This window comes from Oscillatoria sp. HE19RPO, from assembly GCF_024220515.1.
In the GTDB taxonomy this organism is placed as follows: domain Bacteria; phylum Cyanobacteriota; class Cyanobacteriia; order Cyanobacteriales; family Laspinemataceae; genus Laspinema.
On sequence record NZ_JAMXOT010000036.1, the window covers coordinates 34,663 to 50,319 of the forward strand.

Here is a 15,657-nt window from a genome sequence, read left to right on the forward strand (position 1 = left end):
GCCCTGCCTGGGGCGCAAGCATTGCGCCCCTACACATCTCAGTTGAACAGTTGGATGATTTATATTTGGCAATCCTCTAAACCCCCCGGAAGATCTACCGCAGCCATCTTCCTTGAAGGGTTGGGTTTTGGCAAACCGATTAGGACTGTTTGAGGGGAGTTCTTCGGAATCTATTCTGTGGCTTTTAACTCTTCCCACATGGCCGAATAGGCCGCTTTCGGATGATAGGACTCGTCAAAAATTAAGGGAGCTTTACCTCCTGTAAACCCAGTCAACCAGGTATGGCGATCGGTGAATCCCCACATCATTAAAGTGTTGCAGTTTGAAGCCTCTAAACAGACCTTTAGGAAATCCCGGTACATTTTAGCTTGTGCCTCTAATTGTTCCTCCCGGGTGCCGCTAAACTGATCAATCGGAATATCCATTTCCGTAATCATCACCTCTAACCCCAATTCGGCATACCGCTTCATATTTTCAGCGACTTCTTCGGCGTTTTTTGCCGATAAAAATCCCAAGTGGGTTTGGAAACCTACGGCATCGAGGGGTGTTCCTCTTTCCCGTAATTCTTTGGCTAAGTTATAAAACGAATCAGACTTAGAATTAAGTCCTTCCGCATAGTCGTTAATATATAATAAAGTATCTGGATCCGCTTCACGAGTCCACCGGAGCGCTAGGTCAATATATTCTGGTCCAATGGTTTTAGACCAGATGGTTTCTCTTAAGCTCCCATCGGCTTCTACGGGTTCATTCACCACATCCCAAGCATAAATTTGACCGCGATAATGACTGACTACGGTCTGAATGTGATCGTGAAGGATTTCCATCAGTTCATCTCGGGAAAAATTTCCTTCAACGACCCACCGGGGAACGGCGTGAAACCATGCCAGTGCATGACCGATCACTTTAATATCATGTTCGTGAGCAAACTGAACGATCGCATCAACTTGAGTAAAATTATAGCGGTCCCGTTCTGGATGCAATCGCCAAAATTTTGTATGATTCTCAGGCATCAGAATGTTAAATTCCCGCGCTAGTACCTCTCGATAGGGAACTTCATTTTGTAAGGGGCCCGGTTGAACGGCAGTTCCAATTAAAAAGTCCCGTTTTGCTGCCAGCAATCGCAGAGACTCTGCTGGCGAATCGGTGCGGGGGGGTTGTGGATTTGTCGCCGTACTTGTGGTGGCGATCGCCAAGACGATCGCCAGCATCACCAGAATATATGCGATGAAAGAACGAAGTTTCATGCGCGACCTCTATAAAAATGAAGGAGACAGGATCAAGCCATCAAGGATGATACCAAATCCGGTTGTCTCAAGTGGATTTTCTCTTTAGCCCGCGCAGGCGGGCTTCGTCCGTATAGCCCCACCCTTGAGGGTGCGGGTTTTTATAGACCTTTAAAAACCGGATTCCGTATCAGAAGGATGAATCGAACCCTTGACCCTTCAATTCATCCTTCATCCCTACGCTTCTTTTTAGCAGGTTTTAAATGTTTAAGCGTTGGTAAACCGTATCCAAGTGTCTGAGTTGGTATTTCGGGTCGAAACAGTCTTCGATTTCCTGCGGTGACAGTTTCTCGGTGACGGTGGCATCTTTGACGATCGCCCCATGAAAGTCCCCGTTGGGTTGATTCCAGGCTTGATGCGCGCAGGACTGCACGACTTTATAAGCCGCTTCCCGATTCATGCCTTTTTCCACTAAGGCCAGCATCACCCGCTGACTGAAAATTACGCCGCCGTAAACGTTCATATTCCGCTTCATGTTCTCGGGATAGACTTGGAGATTTTTCACCAATTCTGAAATTTCCCTTAACATAAAGTGAGTTAAAATGCAAGCATCAGGCAGAATCACTCGTTCGACAGAACTATGGGAAATATCCCGTTCATGCCACAGTGCCACATTTTCCAAAGCAGTTCCGGCATGACCCCGCACGATTCTCGCCATCCCGGTTAAGCGTTCGGAGCGAATCGGGTTACGCTTATGAGGCATAGCCGACGAGCCTTTTTGTCCTTTGGAGAAGAATTCCTCTACTTCCAGAACATCGGTGCGCTGGAGGTTGCGAATTTCGACGGCAAAGCGTTCGATAGAAGCCGCTAGGAGCGCTAGATGTTGCACAAACTCAGCATGGCGATCGCGCGAGATCACCTGAGTGGAGGCGGTATCGGGTTCGAGTCCGAGTTTCTGACAGGCAATCTCTTCAATGCGGGGTTCGATGTTGGCGTAGGTTCCCACGGCACCGGAGATTTTCCCCACGGCAATGGACGATCGCACCCGCACCAGGCGATCGCGATGGCGCAACATTTCCGCTAACCATCCAGCCAGTTTAAACCCAAAGGTAATCGGTTCGGCATGAATCCCATGCGATCGCCCGACTTGCACCGTATCCCGGTGTTGCTGCGCTTGATAGCGAATCGCTGCGATCGCCGTTTCCAATTCCGACAGCAACAAATCCAGACTCGCCACCATCTGCAATGCTAAAGCCGTGTCTAACACATCGGAACTGGTTAATCCCAAATGAATGTACCGTCCAGCTTCCCCGACGTACTCATTCACATTGGTCAAAAAGGCAATCACGTCATGGCGAACTTCCGCCTCAATTTCGAGGATGCGTTTGGGGTCAAAATTAGCCTTGGCTTTAATCTCTTCCACTGCCGAGGCGGGTATATAACCCAGTTCGGCTTGCGCGTCACAAACCGCTAGCTCGACTTCGAGCCAGGTTTTAAATTTATAGGTCTCAGTCCACAGTTCGCCCATTTCGGGCAAGGTATAGCGCTCGATCAAGGTCTGGCACAGAACACAACTGTCTCATTTTACCCCCTCTGTCTGCATATTCTGTCCGTAGTTCGCTCAATCTTTTTTGGCCCAGTTTATTACCTGATTTTCGACCCCAAAATCATTACGATTTATGACAATTCGGGGAAAACAGCAGCCTTGGCGATCGCCTCGGGCTTTCTGATACGGAATCCGGTTGTCACAGGTCTGCAAAAACCCGCACCCTAAAGGGTGGAGGCTCACCAGACGTTAGCGAAGCCATGCCCCTTGGGCTATAGCCCGCCTGCGCGGGCTGAAGAGGAAATCGACTTTTAACAACCTGATTTGGTATGAGCCCTCCAGCCCATTCTATCCCGGGCTGCGATCGCAAAGGCTGACGGACCGAACCCGGCTGTCCCCTTGCCGGTTTATATTTTTGAACTGGGGTAAGGGACTTCCATTCCCTGGCCCTTGACCCCCATCTTTCCATTCAGAATGTCAGACTCCCTGGGTTAGGGCCTAGGGTGTCGGTACAGTATTAGTCATCCTAGGACAAGAAACCCGGTTTCTTAACCGAATCTGTTGCTAATTAACCAAATTTTTGTTAAGAAACCGGGTTTCTAACCTCTACTGTACCGGCATCCTAGTGATTTCGGTGGGGAGAGGCGACGTGATGATCCCCCAACAGAATCATCCGCGCCAGATAAAAGTCCCGAGACACATTGACGAAAGCCAGCCATCCGTTCGCCACGAAGCGAAAGAGGGTGATTTTCATCAAACTGTCCCCTAGGCGATGAAAGTCAGAACGCAACCGCATTGTTACTCGACTCATAGCCGTTGGCTTTACTCTAAAAGCCACTGAATTCTTCTGTTTTTATTTTATCACTATTTTTTGAAAAATTTAACCTAATGTTTTATAAAGTCTAGGGAGAAAAGCTCGTCTTTCTCCGTAGTTCTACGGGTATTTTTATCCAGCCATTTCCCGAGGTTTTTGCCTTAATTGAGGAATCAGCGCATTCCCTTTTAAAAGCACCTCTGGGGAACGGCTTACTCCTCCGATTTTACGAAGGCAACGCCTAAAAATGAGGGATGCACCCTAGTCAAGCGATCGCTCCGTGAATTGAGGAAGCATGGGCCACTGTATTCACGACATCCTGCACCCTTTAAGGGAACTCCAAAAAATAAAATCCCCAAAAAACCCGCAGGCTGTTCGCGGAGCGTTCCGCTTAGAAAGCCTGGGGCTACACGGACAAAGCCCGCCTGCGCGGCGTCATACAGTCTTGTTAGGTGCTTAACCATCGGGATTTGGATGATTTATTTGTTGGAACACCCTAACGCCAGCAACAGCTTAGGAGCGCGCCTGGATTAATAGGTAAAACTGTTGATTTGTTGCTCTCCATCAAAAACAACGAACAAGACCACGGTATCCTGTTCAAACCGAGTTGTTAAGAGGACAACTTCTTGATCCTCACCCTGGACTGTTTCACTGGAAACAACTTCTTGAAAATCCCCCGATTTTTCCACTAAATCTTGCCAGGTTGTTTCTAGGGTTTCGGGAGTAATATTTTCCCGGGCAGTGGCATCGTATTTCTGCAATGCCTGGTTAAACTCTCCATCGGCAAGTAAGGAGACAAATTCTTGCGCTTGGGAGACCATTGGCGTCCCCTGAGCAATCACTTCCACCCCCTGGCGGGGTTGGAAACTTTGAGCTTGAGCCGGTAAACTATCAACAACCGCAACGGTGGCTAGTAAAACCAGAGAAAGAATCGTTTTCATGAGAGTTAGCTCCTGAAAATAGCTAATAAAAAATGCTATTTACTGCATTCTATCAATTGTTCTATATTGAATGGCTTCTGCCACATGGGAGAGATTGATTTGGTCATCCCCAGCTAGGTCCCCAATGGTGCGGGCGACCTTTAAAATGCGATCGGTGGCCCTTGCCGAGAGTCCCAGTTTACGGATGGCCCCTTCCAGGAGAGTGCGGGTGGCGTCATCCAGGGGACACCATTTGCGGAGTTGGGCGGTTTGCATTTCCGCATTGCAGCGAATGTTCGGTTCGGCTTTAAATCGTTCCCGGGCACGATCGCGGGCTACCTGAACCCGCTTTCTCACAGGTTCCGATGGCTCTCCCGTGGTTTGCCGAGTAATTTCTTCCGGTTTTAAGCGATTCACTGCCACTTGCAAATCAATCCGATCCATCAGCGGTCCTGAAAGTTTCGCCCAATATTGTTCTCGGTGACGGGGGGAACAGGTACAGGGTTGAATCTGGTCGCCAAAGTAGCCACAGGGACAAGGATTGGTACTGGCAACTAAGGTAAATTGGGCGGGGAATTCCACACTTTGTTTTGTGCGAGAAATAGTGACCCGCCCATCTTCTAAGGGTTGGCGCAGATACTCTAGCACATCGCGTTTAAACTCTGTGAGTTCATCGAGGAACAAAATACCCCGATGAGCGAGGGAAATTTCACCCGGTTTGGGATAGCTGCCACCGCCGACGAGAGAAGGACCGGAGGCGGAGTGATGGGGACTGCGAAACGGGCGATCGCCAATTAACGCGCCACGATTTTTCAGTAACCCCACTACGGAATAAATTTGGGTGACTTCTAAAGCTTCTTCAAAACTCAGAGGGGGTAAAATACCGGGTAACCGTTTAGCCAGCATGGTTTTTCCGCTACCTGGGGGACCGACAAAGATTAAATTATGTCCTCCGGCAGCGGCAATTTCTAAGGCGCGGCGTCCATGAGCTTGACCCTTGACATCTTGCAAGTCTAAACCCCCGAAGGGATGGGGTGCAAAGGGAACATTGCCATCAAGTTGGGTGGGTTTATACTGACTGGGGTTGTTCAGTAAGGCGATCGCATCGCACAAATGCCCACATCCATAAACTTGTAACCCTTTCACCACTGCCGCTTCCCCGACATTGCCTTCCGGGACAACTAAGGCAGTAATGCCCATTTCTTGGGCAGCAGCAGCAATGGGGAGGACTCCGGCAACGGGACGTAAAGTGCCATCGAGGGAGAGTTCACCCAAAAAGAGAAAATCTCCTAGGAGTTGGGCGCTGACTTGTTCTGAGGCGGCGAGAATTCCGATGGCGATCGGTAAGTCAAAACAGGGACCCTCCTTGCGTAAATCCGCCGGAGTCAAATTAATCACAATCCGCCGCAAGGGGAAGGCATAGCTGGAATTTTTGAGGGCCGCTTTCACCCGTTCCTTGGATTCTTGCACGGCGGTATCGGGCAATCCCACCACAACAATTCCCGGCATTCCCCCCGAGACATCGATTTCGACTCCGACCTTGACCGCATTAATCCCAACTAACGATGCACTCCAAACTGTAGCAAGCACGGCTAATTTCCTGATGACTGCTGGAAGCATTATAGGAAAGGCGGGTTAAAAAAGGAATAGGGGGGGGAATAATCGTTACAAGGAAGGTTTTTTACATTCATAGTGATTCACCTTTCTATTAACTACACCTCCGGTCCCCTCCCCTTGGCAAGGGGAGGGTTAGGGTGGGGTCCTCTTTCTCTGAACTACACCTCCGGTCCCCTCCCCTTGCCAAGGGGAGGGTTAGGGTGGGGTCCTACGGGTGGCGATTCCCTACGGGATAGCTCCGCTTACCGCCCCTCCCCATGAATGGATGGGCGGAGGGTCCACGCGCACGCGAGATCGCCCCTCCCAATCAAAGAGGTTGGACCAGCCTCCATACAGGTACTTAAGCCTCAGAGAGTGCGTGACGTGGCTTGTGCCACGTCAAGAGGACCCCACCCTAACCCTCCCCTTGCCAAGGGGAGGGGACCGGAAGGCAAGGTCTTTACAAAAACTTTAACTTCTGGGGAGTTTGAGGGGCGATAAGTCCCGCACTCTAATCTTCGATTGAGCGTCGGGATACATGGACCCCTCAAGTCAATCTTCAGGGGATCGACCCCTGAAGATTGACAATCCCACGGATTGTCATGCTATAATCTTATCGCAAATTGTTTTCACGGTAATGTTGAGAGCGACCAAGTACAGAATTTATCCAACCACCGAGCAAAGACAACACCTTGCTCAAAGTTTTGGTTGCTGTAGATTCGCGTGGAACTACGCTCTCAACCTGACCAACGAAACCTACAAAGCCACAGGGAAGGGTCTGGGTCGCTTTGCCATACAGAAAGAGATAACTAATCTCAAGAAAGAGTATGAATGGATGAAAGAACCTTATTCCCAGTGCTTACAGGTTGTTGCCCTAAATTTGTCCAAGGCTTTCATCAACTTTTTTGAAGGGAGGGCGGCTTATCCTCGCTTCAAATCAAAACACCGTAATCAATCTATTAGTTATCCTCAGAATGTCTCTATCGTAGAAGATGGCATCAAGTTCCCTAAAATGGGGCTTGTTCATGCCAGACTACATAGACCGATTGAAGGGTCAATTAGAACAGTTACGGTATCCATGAACGCCAAAGGCCAATACTTCGCCTCGGTCCTAGTCGATGATGGGAAAGATCTCCCAGAAAAAACGACTGAAGGTAAAGCGGTAGGTATTGATTTAGGATTAACTCATTTTGCTATTACCTCTGATGGGTCTAAATTTGACAACCCTCGCTGGTTAGCTAAACACGAGAAAAATCTAAGAGCCAAGCAAAAGCGGTTGTCCAGAAGACAAAAGGACTCTAACAACCGTAACAAAACCCGTAAGCAGGTAGCTGGGGTACATAACAAAATAACTAGATGCAGGGAAGATTTTCACCACAAACTATCACGCAGGATGGTAGACGAAAACCAAGTCATAGTGGTAGAGAATTTAGCAGTTAGGAACATGGTGAAAAACCACTGTCTCGCCAAAGCAATCAGCCAAGTGGGATGGGGTCAGTTTTGCACCATGCTAAAATACAAAGCAGAGCAAGAAGGGAAAGTCTACCTCGAAGTAGACCGATTCTTCCCTAGCTCCAAAACCTGCAATGTTTGCCTAAATCAAGTAATAAGCCTGACCCTTGATGTTAGGTTCTGGCAGTGCGAAAAATGTCAAACGAAACATGACAGAGATATCAATGCTGCCAAGAACATCAGAGATGAAGGACTGCGTATTTTATCCTCAGGAACTGGGGAGATCGCCTATCGCCCAGGTGTAAGTCGAGATCGTAGAGGACGCAAGAAATCTACTGTCTCGCGGTCTGTTGGGTAGGAAGCCGACGGTGTAATCTCTGATTCACCGTTCGGTAGTTCACCCCTGGGCATTTGCCATTTCTCTCGCTGACAAGATAGGATAAATCTATCTCCAGGTAGAGGACAACCCTATAATATTTGGTTCACCAAGGCCAAAAAACCCTTGGGATAGAAGTATAGGTCCTAAGCAACGAGAGTTTCTGAACCACCGAGATTGCAGACATCAGGGAGTTTAACCACCACTCCTGGTTTTAGAGGCATCAATCCCAGATTCATACCTCCCACTAGAGTACCCAAGAAAATCTATGACTTCAGCGGTTGAGAGACTTACCCACTCAAGCAGCCCGAATCCTGATATACAGCAGGATTCAGCGTTTTGGCAGCAATGGATTTGTTATCAAGATGAGCTTTATCGCGACTGCCTCCAGTATATGCGGAACCCCACGGAGGCAGAGGACTTGCTTTCTCAGGCAATGCTCAAAGCGTGGCAACAGGTAACAACCTGTACAACGGCCATTAAGAACTTCAGGGCCTGGGTCAAACAACTTACGAAAAATCTGTGCCTCGATCGCCTTCGCCAGAGAAAGAAAATAGAGGTTCAGGATATCGAGGCGATCGCCCCGGAAGGGGAATGGGCTAATCAAGGAGAAAATCCAGTTCACGATGCTATGCATCGTGAACTGGAAAATTTTTTTGAAAATTCCATAGAGGGCCTACCCCCCAAGTTACGCGAAACCTTTGTTCTCTACTATCAGAACGACGAATCCTATCCCGCCATCCTCGAACCGCTACAGATTTCTTACTCAACTGCCCGCAAACGGATTTCCGATGCCCGGAAAATTTTGCGTCAGCAGTGGAAGGATTATCTAGGCGGGGAAGAAAATCCCAGTCTCGGCAGTCTCAACCGAAGTCCAACGCCGCAAAAGACGCCGCCCACCCCCATTCAATCCGAACCCGCACCCCCGGTTCACCAGCCCCCTCCACCCGTAAATGGGCCCACGGAGCAACATCAGCCGATTTTAGCAGAAGTTGAGGCAGGGGACAATATCTCCAGTCCACCCTTATCGGTCACCCCAGGGCAAGGGGCAGTTCCCCAAATTTCCTTAAAACTTACCCCTGATTTAAGAGCCCAGCCTAAATGTAAGGTTGATTCACGAATCAACCCTACAGAAACCGGGTTTAAATGGAGGGTTGATTCGCGAATCAACCCGACAGATTTAGGATTGATGGGTAAGTCCTGTTCCTTAGTTTTACCCGATGCGACTGGCCCTAATTCCACAAAGGGAGGAGGACTACAGTATCGGCATCTGAGCAAAAGTGAGCCCAACCCAGTTGGGAGCCTCTCATTTTGGCCCCCGGAGCTGACCCCACCCCCCTGCCCCCCTCCCCTTGCTAAGGGGAGGGGGGTGAACTGTTCGTTCTTGAGATGCTCCCACCCAGTTTTACCCATTGGATTCAGTTTCACAACCATACTCGTCCTAAATGTAGGGGCGATTCGCGAATCGCCTCTCCATTTAGGGTCGATTTTCAACCTCGGCGTAAGTCCGGTGAGTCAGCCCGCGATAAATTATCACACCTTAACTCGCTCTCTCCTAAACTCCTTCCAAAAACGGTTTGAACTGTTGTGGCAAGTCTGGATGGATAGTGGCGGCTATTGCCATTTTTATCGGGATTAAACCGGGAATTATAGCGTTCCCCATCGTTATTCCCGTACATTTTGCTCCCAGGGATTTAACTATCTGCTCCGCATAATTGCCGGAAGCCTTATAAGGGAAATCCAAAAAATAAAACCTTCAAAAAACCCGCAGGCTCAAGCCTGGGGCTACACGGACAAAGCCCGCCTGCGCGGCGTCATCCAGTCTTGTTAGGTGCTTAACCATCGGGATTTGGATGATTTATTTGTTGGAACACCATAACTGCGATTTTTACAGGATAAAACATCGCAAAATTTGCCCTGCCTAAAAATAAAAAATATGGCAAATATTCAACCTAGCTGCATAGCTATGACTTACACAATCTCTACGATTAACCCCAAAATGTAGAGGCGATTCGCGAATCGCCTCTACATTTAAGATAGATTCTCAAAATTTCCGTAAGTCCTGAGAGAATTTACTCATTTCCTATCCTTCATGTATTTACAAAAATTTGCTCACAGTTAGCCTACCTAAAACGTCTATCTAAACGAAGGGTAGAACAGTGACCCCAGGGTTAAGCTCTGAAAGGAACCAAGTTTTTACCTGACAGGTGCATCTTTCTGCACCTCCGCCAATTGACTACAAAAATCTCTAATTCACTGGAAATTATGGCTCTGCCTAACTTTAACGAAAACACCTATCTCCAACAAAACGCTGATGTGGCCCGCGCTGTGGCGAATGGCTCATTTAACAGTGGGTTACATCATTGGACAACATTTGGATTTAAGGAAGGCAGAACGCCGCAAATTAAGTTTTCAGAGAACTTTTATCGGGACTATAACCCGGATGTTGCCAATGCCATTACTAATGGGGGATTCTCCAGCGGATTGGAGCATTATGCCCGGTTTGGTGCGGCGGAAGGTCGAGCATCTGTTGCCAGTGATACTCGCCCCGGTTCTCAGTTGCAAGAGATTATTAATCGCGGATTTGTAAGGGTTGCAGTTAACGAGGATGCGATCGGGTTTAGCCAACGGGAAGCCGATGGTTCTTTTAGCGGGATGGGGGTTGATTTTAGTCGGGCGATCGCCACTGCCTTATTCGGGGACCCAGAAGCGGTTCAGTATGTAGTAGTAGCCCCTGGACAAGAATTTACTCGTGTTGCCAATGGTGCCGTAGATATCGCTGCCACCTTGCCAACTCATAGCGTCCTGCGCGATGCCACATTAGGAGTGGACTATTCCCCCACAGTTTTCTTCGATACTCAAGGGGTAATGGTGCGGGGGAACAGTGGGATTAATTCCTTTGAGCAGTTGCAAGGAATCACTATCGGGGTATTAGAAGGAACAAGGTCCCGGCAAAACTTACAAGATGCCGCCAGTCGTGCTGGAATTACCCTCAATTTTCAAATTTACCCCTCTCAAGATGCCCTATTTGCCGCCTATGATGCAGGGCGCTTGGGTGCAGTTTCCATCAATCGCGGAGTTCTCAGCAATCGAATTCCCACCCTATCCAATCCGGGGAATCATGTCATCCTGGAAGAGAATCTGGGGAAAGAACCGTTAGGACTCATCGTCCCAGAAAATGAGTCCGAATGGGCCGATGTAGTGCGCTGGGCCGTCAACGCTCCCATTCAAGCGGAATTTTTCGGCATCAACTCCCAGAATGTCAATGAATTTCTGGATGGAAATAGCGACATCAAACGCTTTTTGGGAGTGGAAGGAAATTTAGGAGCATCCCTGGGAGTCTCCAATGATTTCGCTCTGAAAATTATCCAACAAATCGGCAACTACGAAGAGATTTACAATCGCAACTTCGATGAAACCGCGCTACCCCGCAATCTCAACGAACTGATGTTTGTTGAGCCAGGGGGACTGGTTTATTATCCCCCGTTTAGCGGTAGTGACAGAGTGACTGTTCCCTTAATTGATAACAATGACCGGAACGTTTTGCAGGAAGTCCTAGACCGAGGGTTCGTGCGCGTCGGGGTGAGAAATGACGCTCAAGGACTGGGTTTTGCTGATGAAAACGGCAACTTAACCGGGTTTGATGTGGATTTTGGTCGAGCATTGGCAGCTTCTCTATTTGGCGACCCCAACGCTGTAGAATTCGTGATTCAGACATCCGGTGCCCAGCGCTTTAGCGATGTTGCTAATGGCATTGTCGATGTTACCAGTCGGAATGCCACCCACAACCTGAGACGGGATGCACTTTTGGGCGTAGATTTTGCCCCGATTAATTCTTACGACGCTCAATTTGTAATCACTCCAACTGCCAGTGGGATTACCACTTTGGAACAGCTTGCTGGAGGTCGAATTGGCGTTACTGCAGGGACGACTTCTGAGACCCGATTGCGAGAAAAGTTGAGTGCAGCAGGCATTAATGCGGAAGTCGTAGCTTTGGATAATTTCCAGACCATCTTCCAGCAGTATATCAATGGCGAACTGGATGCCATTACCGGAGATGGGGGGCTAATTATCTCCAGTATTCTGACCTTACCCCCAGAGCAACGAGACCAGCATCAGCCGTTTCCAGAAGTCTTGGGTGAGGAACCTTTAGCAATGGTGGTGGATGAGAATCAATCCCAGTGGAAAGATGTGGTTTCTGGCGTGACTTATGCGGTTTATGAAGCGTTAGAACTAGGTTTGACTTCAGAAAATGTGGCTGAATCCGTCAATAGTTCAGATCCAGTCATCCGCCGCTTTTTGGGAGGGGAAGGAAATATCGGAGAAAGTTTGGGTTTATCCAACGATTTCGCCCTAAATGCGATTTCTGCCGTCGGGAACGTGATTGAAATTACTAACCGAAACTTTCCAGGGATTCCTTTTGATGAGGCTACTGCGGCTCCTTATACCGAGGGGGGTAATCTGTTCTCCATTCCCTTTGCTTAATTAGCTTGAAGCGGGGTGATGTACAAATCGCCCCGACAACAACAAACAGTGCATCTTAGCTTTCAATCCATTGACTAGGTGAAATCATCGTGCAAGCCACTACTAACCCCATTGCCAACCGAGCCGAAGAACAACAACTTTTACACCGTCTTGCCGCAGGCGACACCCGTGCCTTCTGGGAACTCTTCCAACCGTACCAAGACTACCTGTTGCGGTGCTGCCTCAAGTGGACAAACGGCAACTTAACCGAAGCGGAAGATTTGCTGAGTCAGGCGATGCTCAAAGCGTTTAAAAAAGCACACAAGTACGCGGAAACAATCGAAAACTTCAAATCTTGGGTCACCAGACTGACTCGGAATTTCTGGATCGATTTAAAACGTCGCCCTTGTGCCAACCAAGTTGAGGATATAGAAGTGTATGCGGAGCAAGAGAATTTAGGATGGCTTACGGTTGACGACACGCCTGAAAGCGCCTTGGAAGAGGAAGAGAAAAACCGGGTCATTCGCGCCGCTATTGATGAGTTACCGACCAAAATGCGCGAGACATATCATCTACATTTTTATGAAGAACTGTCTCATCAAGAGATAGTCGAAAAGCAAGGAATTTCCTACCCGAATACCTGCAAGCGCATATCCGAGGCGCGGAAAATTCTGCGTGAGGAATTGCGGGGTTATTTTATCGAGGAGGAAAAGATAAGCACAGAAGTGTCAGTCGCACCAGTGGCAATAGAGCCGGTAGTTGAGGAAACTCCCCTGGAGAATGTGGGAGTTGAAGCGATCGTGGATGAGCCGGTACTTTCAGTTGCAGTGGCGGAAGTGGAGAGTGTTGTGGTTGAGGCATCGCCGGAGGTAGTGGTATCCGAGCAGCAGCCTGAGCCGGATTTTGTGGTGGTGAGTTCTGAGGGGAGGTTGGACGGATTTAATGCGATCGGGAAGCAGATATTAGGGGCAGTCGCCCTGTGGCTGCAACGTTTTCGAGGTTCACAACTGTTTCATGGTCTAGGAAAAGTGGTGTTAGAGGTAAGGGGTGAAAGGGAGCCAGTGGTGTGGGGGCGACAATGGGTGCGAGTGATATGGGGCGACAATGGGTGCGGGTGGGGAAAGTTGCGGGAGAAAAAGTGCTACAGTCTTGCTCTCTTCCTTTGTATTGTTTTCCTCAATTCAATTCATTTGTTGCACTCTACAATTGGACTTTTAACTGTGAGCGGGAATCAGGCTATAACTTAGCCTCTTAGAATCATTAAACATATCAAAACAAGGGTGGCAATTCTAGGGTTGGCCGTAAATAGTTACAAACACTTTAGCCACGCACGCGCTGATAGATTGCTGATTGTTAACCGACCTGAAGCACTGCTGAGAAGTTGTATAATTTTCAATAAATTGACACAGAGCCTGCCATGAATTACCAGCCCCCTCTGGATTGCTGTCGATGAACTAGGAAGCCTCGTTGTTTAGGAAGTAGGTTAGGGCTTGGTATTATCTTTAATTTTGTAATATTAATAAATTCAATTTTTTATGCCATAAATCGTCTTATAGAGTAGGACAAGAATACCAAACCGATTTCTTTTTGCAAAAGGATGAAATGATATGCTACAAAAATTGTCTTTTCGCTCTCCTCGACAATTCGTTCCTGAAATAGCGGGAGGAACTACGGAGTTTCTCAAAGTAGACGGCAAGCGTTTATCTACTCTTATGTGGGAATCGGCCAAGCCAATTGCGGAAAAAACCTTGCAAACTTGTCATATTCAAGGTATTAAATATGGCGATCTCGATCCCAACCATTACGGTTTTTATACAGTACAAGATGCTATTTACTGTTATCAAACAACAGAACAGTATAGAATATTGGCTGAAACTGCAACGGACGCAAACATCAAAGAATTTGCAGAAGAACGTCAAAAAAGCTATGAGCGATATACGAAAAATTTATTTGACAACTGGTGTATAGAAGATCCTAATAGCATAAAATTGTCCCCCGAACTTCAAAAATACATCAACTACAAATCGGAGATTCTAAAAAGTCACTCAAGTGCCTATTTTATAGTGTCTAACATTCCATGTGTACGTCTGTGGACGTGGCTGGCAAATCAATTACAAAATCGCCTAGTGGGTGCGGCAAATTTATACAGTTTTTGGATTCAAGATAATTTAAGCGATAAAAGTGCCCTTACTCTGGAAGATTTTGTTGATAAAAATGCGCACGCACTTGATATCAATGAAGCTATTGCTGTGTATAAAAGATGTATGGAAGGAGAGTTTGAATTTTTTGCACTAGCAGGAAAAGTCAGATACTTCTTACAAGAAGGTGACTTTTTATTACCGGGAGATCGATTGTTTTCCGAAAACGAGAGCTATCAGCTTATTTATCAGGGAGATGGAAACTTAGTAGTTTATGATTCTTCCAATGGAAAGGCCATATGGGCTTCCAACACACAAGGAACTTATGCCTGGAGAACCTATATGCAGGATGATGGCAACTTTGTAGTTTATACAGACCACGCCAAGCCAATTTGGTCGTCTGGCGTTTATGGCTCTCAATACAAAGGAAGCAAGTTATTTCTTAAGAATGATGGCAACTTAGTCATCTACGACACCAGTAAAAACCCTATATGGCAAAGCAAAAATTAAATTTTGGAAACAGTTTATAACCTAAAAAGTGTTGGAAGAGAGAGCGATAGTCGCTCCGCACCTCCACCTTTCTTGAAAGTGAAGAGACTTTGAAAGCGTCCCTGCGTTGGAACCTTTTACCTCAAACATTTAGTCCGAGCTTTTAGACAAAGCTCGGACACTAAATGCGCCAATCTAAATTAAAAACACTCAAAAACTAACATTTATAAACTTACCTACAACCCCAGAATACCTGGCAAACAAAATATGCTTATTTTGAATGATACTATCGCCCCCATGACGCCAGAAACACCAGCATCCTTTCATCCCCTCAGCTTGAGTCAGCAATCGGTATGGTTTCTCTGTCAGATGGCCTCCCAAAGTATGGCTTACAAAATTTTTGATACAGCTCTAATTTGTTCACCTATAGACATTACAGCTTGGCAACGGGCATCGCAAAAGATTGTGGCTCACCCTCGGATTCTCCGAAATCATTATTTATAATACTAGGGAAGGTAACTATTTTGAAAAGATTCGCAACAGCGAAAATATGACACTCGAATCAAATCCCATGCTCTCTTGATACTTGTGTCCCTATTAATTAATGATTGTGGGTTTTCGCTGAAAAAATATCAGTCA

11 protein-coding genes are annotated in these 15,657 nt (G+C 47.5%); 6 read left to right on the forward strand and 5 right to left on the reverse strand.

Annotated elements, in window-relative coordinates:
* Positions 1–170 precede the first annotated feature (170 nt).
* The 5 genes from NG833_RS04090 to NG833_RS04110 form a co-directional block, all read right to left on the reverse strand.
* Positions 171–1,244: an endo-1,4-beta-xylanase gene (locus tag NG833_RS04090; protein ID WP_254564059.1), complete on the reverse strand. Its 1,074-nt coding sequence runs from the start codon at positions 1,242–1,244 to the stop codon at positions 171–173.
* Positions 1,245–1,482: 238 nt separating this feature from the next.
* Entirely contained in the window at positions 1,483–2,778 is a 1,296-nt protein-coding gene (gene purB / locus NG833_RS04095) for an adenylosuccinate lyase (protein ID WP_254564060.1), read from the reverse strand.
* Positions 2,779–3,391: 613 nt separating this feature from the next.
* Entirely contained in the window at positions 3,392–3,580 is a 189-nt protein-coding gene (locus NG833_RS04100) for a hypothetical protein (RefSeq protein WP_254564061.1), read from the reverse strand.
* Positions 3,581–4,113: 533 nt separating this feature from the next.
* Positions 4,114–4,524 carry a DUF3887 domain-containing protein gene (locus NG833_RS04105; protein ID WP_254564062.1) on the reverse strand — a complete coding sequence of 137 codons (411 nt, stop codon included), beginning with the start codon at positions 4,522–4,524 and terminating at the stop codon, positions 4,114–4,116.
* Positions 4,525–4,563: 39 nt separating this feature from the next.
* Positions 4,564–6,093, reverse strand: a complete 1,530-nt coding sequence (locus NG833_RS04110; RefSeq protein ID WP_254564063.1) for a YifB family Mg chelatase-like AAA ATPase — start codon at positions 6,091–6,093, stop codon at positions 4,564–4,566.
* 643 nt (positions 6,094–6,736) lie between these two features.
* On the opposite strand from NG833_RS04110, the gene NG833_RS04115 reads away from it, so the two are divergent.
* The 6 genes from NG833_RS04115 to NG833_RS04140 all read left to right on the forward strand — a co-directional run bounded on the left by NG833_RS04115 (position 6,737) and on the right by NG833_RS04140 (position 15,522).
* Positions 6,737–7,909: a transposase gene (locus tag NG833_RS04115; protein WP_254564064.1), complete on the forward strand. Its 1,173-nt coding sequence runs from the start codon at positions 6,737–6,739 to the stop codon at positions 7,907–7,909.
* 286 nt (positions 7,910–8,195) lie between these two features.
* Positions 8,196–9,566 carry an RNA polymerase sigma factor gene (locus NG833_RS04120; RefSeq protein ID WP_254564065.1) on the forward strand — a complete coding sequence of 457 codons (1,371 nt, stop codon included), beginning with the start codon at positions 8,196–8,198 and terminating at the stop codon, positions 9,564–9,566.
* A gap of 626 nt (positions 9,567–10,192) precedes the next feature.
* Positions 10,193–12,412 (forward strand): transporter substrate-binding domain-containing protein, encoded by a 2,220-nt coding sequence (locus NG833_RS04125; protein WP_254564066.1) that lies wholly within the window; start codon positions 10,193–10,195, stop codon positions 12,410–12,412.
* Between the two features lie 89 nt (positions 12,413–12,501).
* Entirely contained in the window at positions 12,502–13,638 is a 1,137-nt protein-coding gene (locus NG833_RS04130; protein WP_254564067.1) for an RNA polymerase sigma factor, read from the forward strand.
* A 360-nt stretch (positions 13,639–13,998) separates the two neighbouring features.
* A complete protein-coding gene (locus tag NG833_RS04135) occupies positions 13,999–15,039 on the forward strand; it encodes a hypothetical protein (protein WP_254564068.1) in 1,041 nt (346 codons plus the stop codon).
* 246 nt (positions 15,040–15,285) lie between these two features.
* A complete protein-coding gene (locus NG833_RS04140; protein ID WP_254564069.1) occupies positions 15,286–15,522 on the forward strand; it encodes a hypothetical protein in 237 nt (78 codons plus the stop codon).
* Positions 15,523–15,657: the final 135 nt, after the last annotated feature.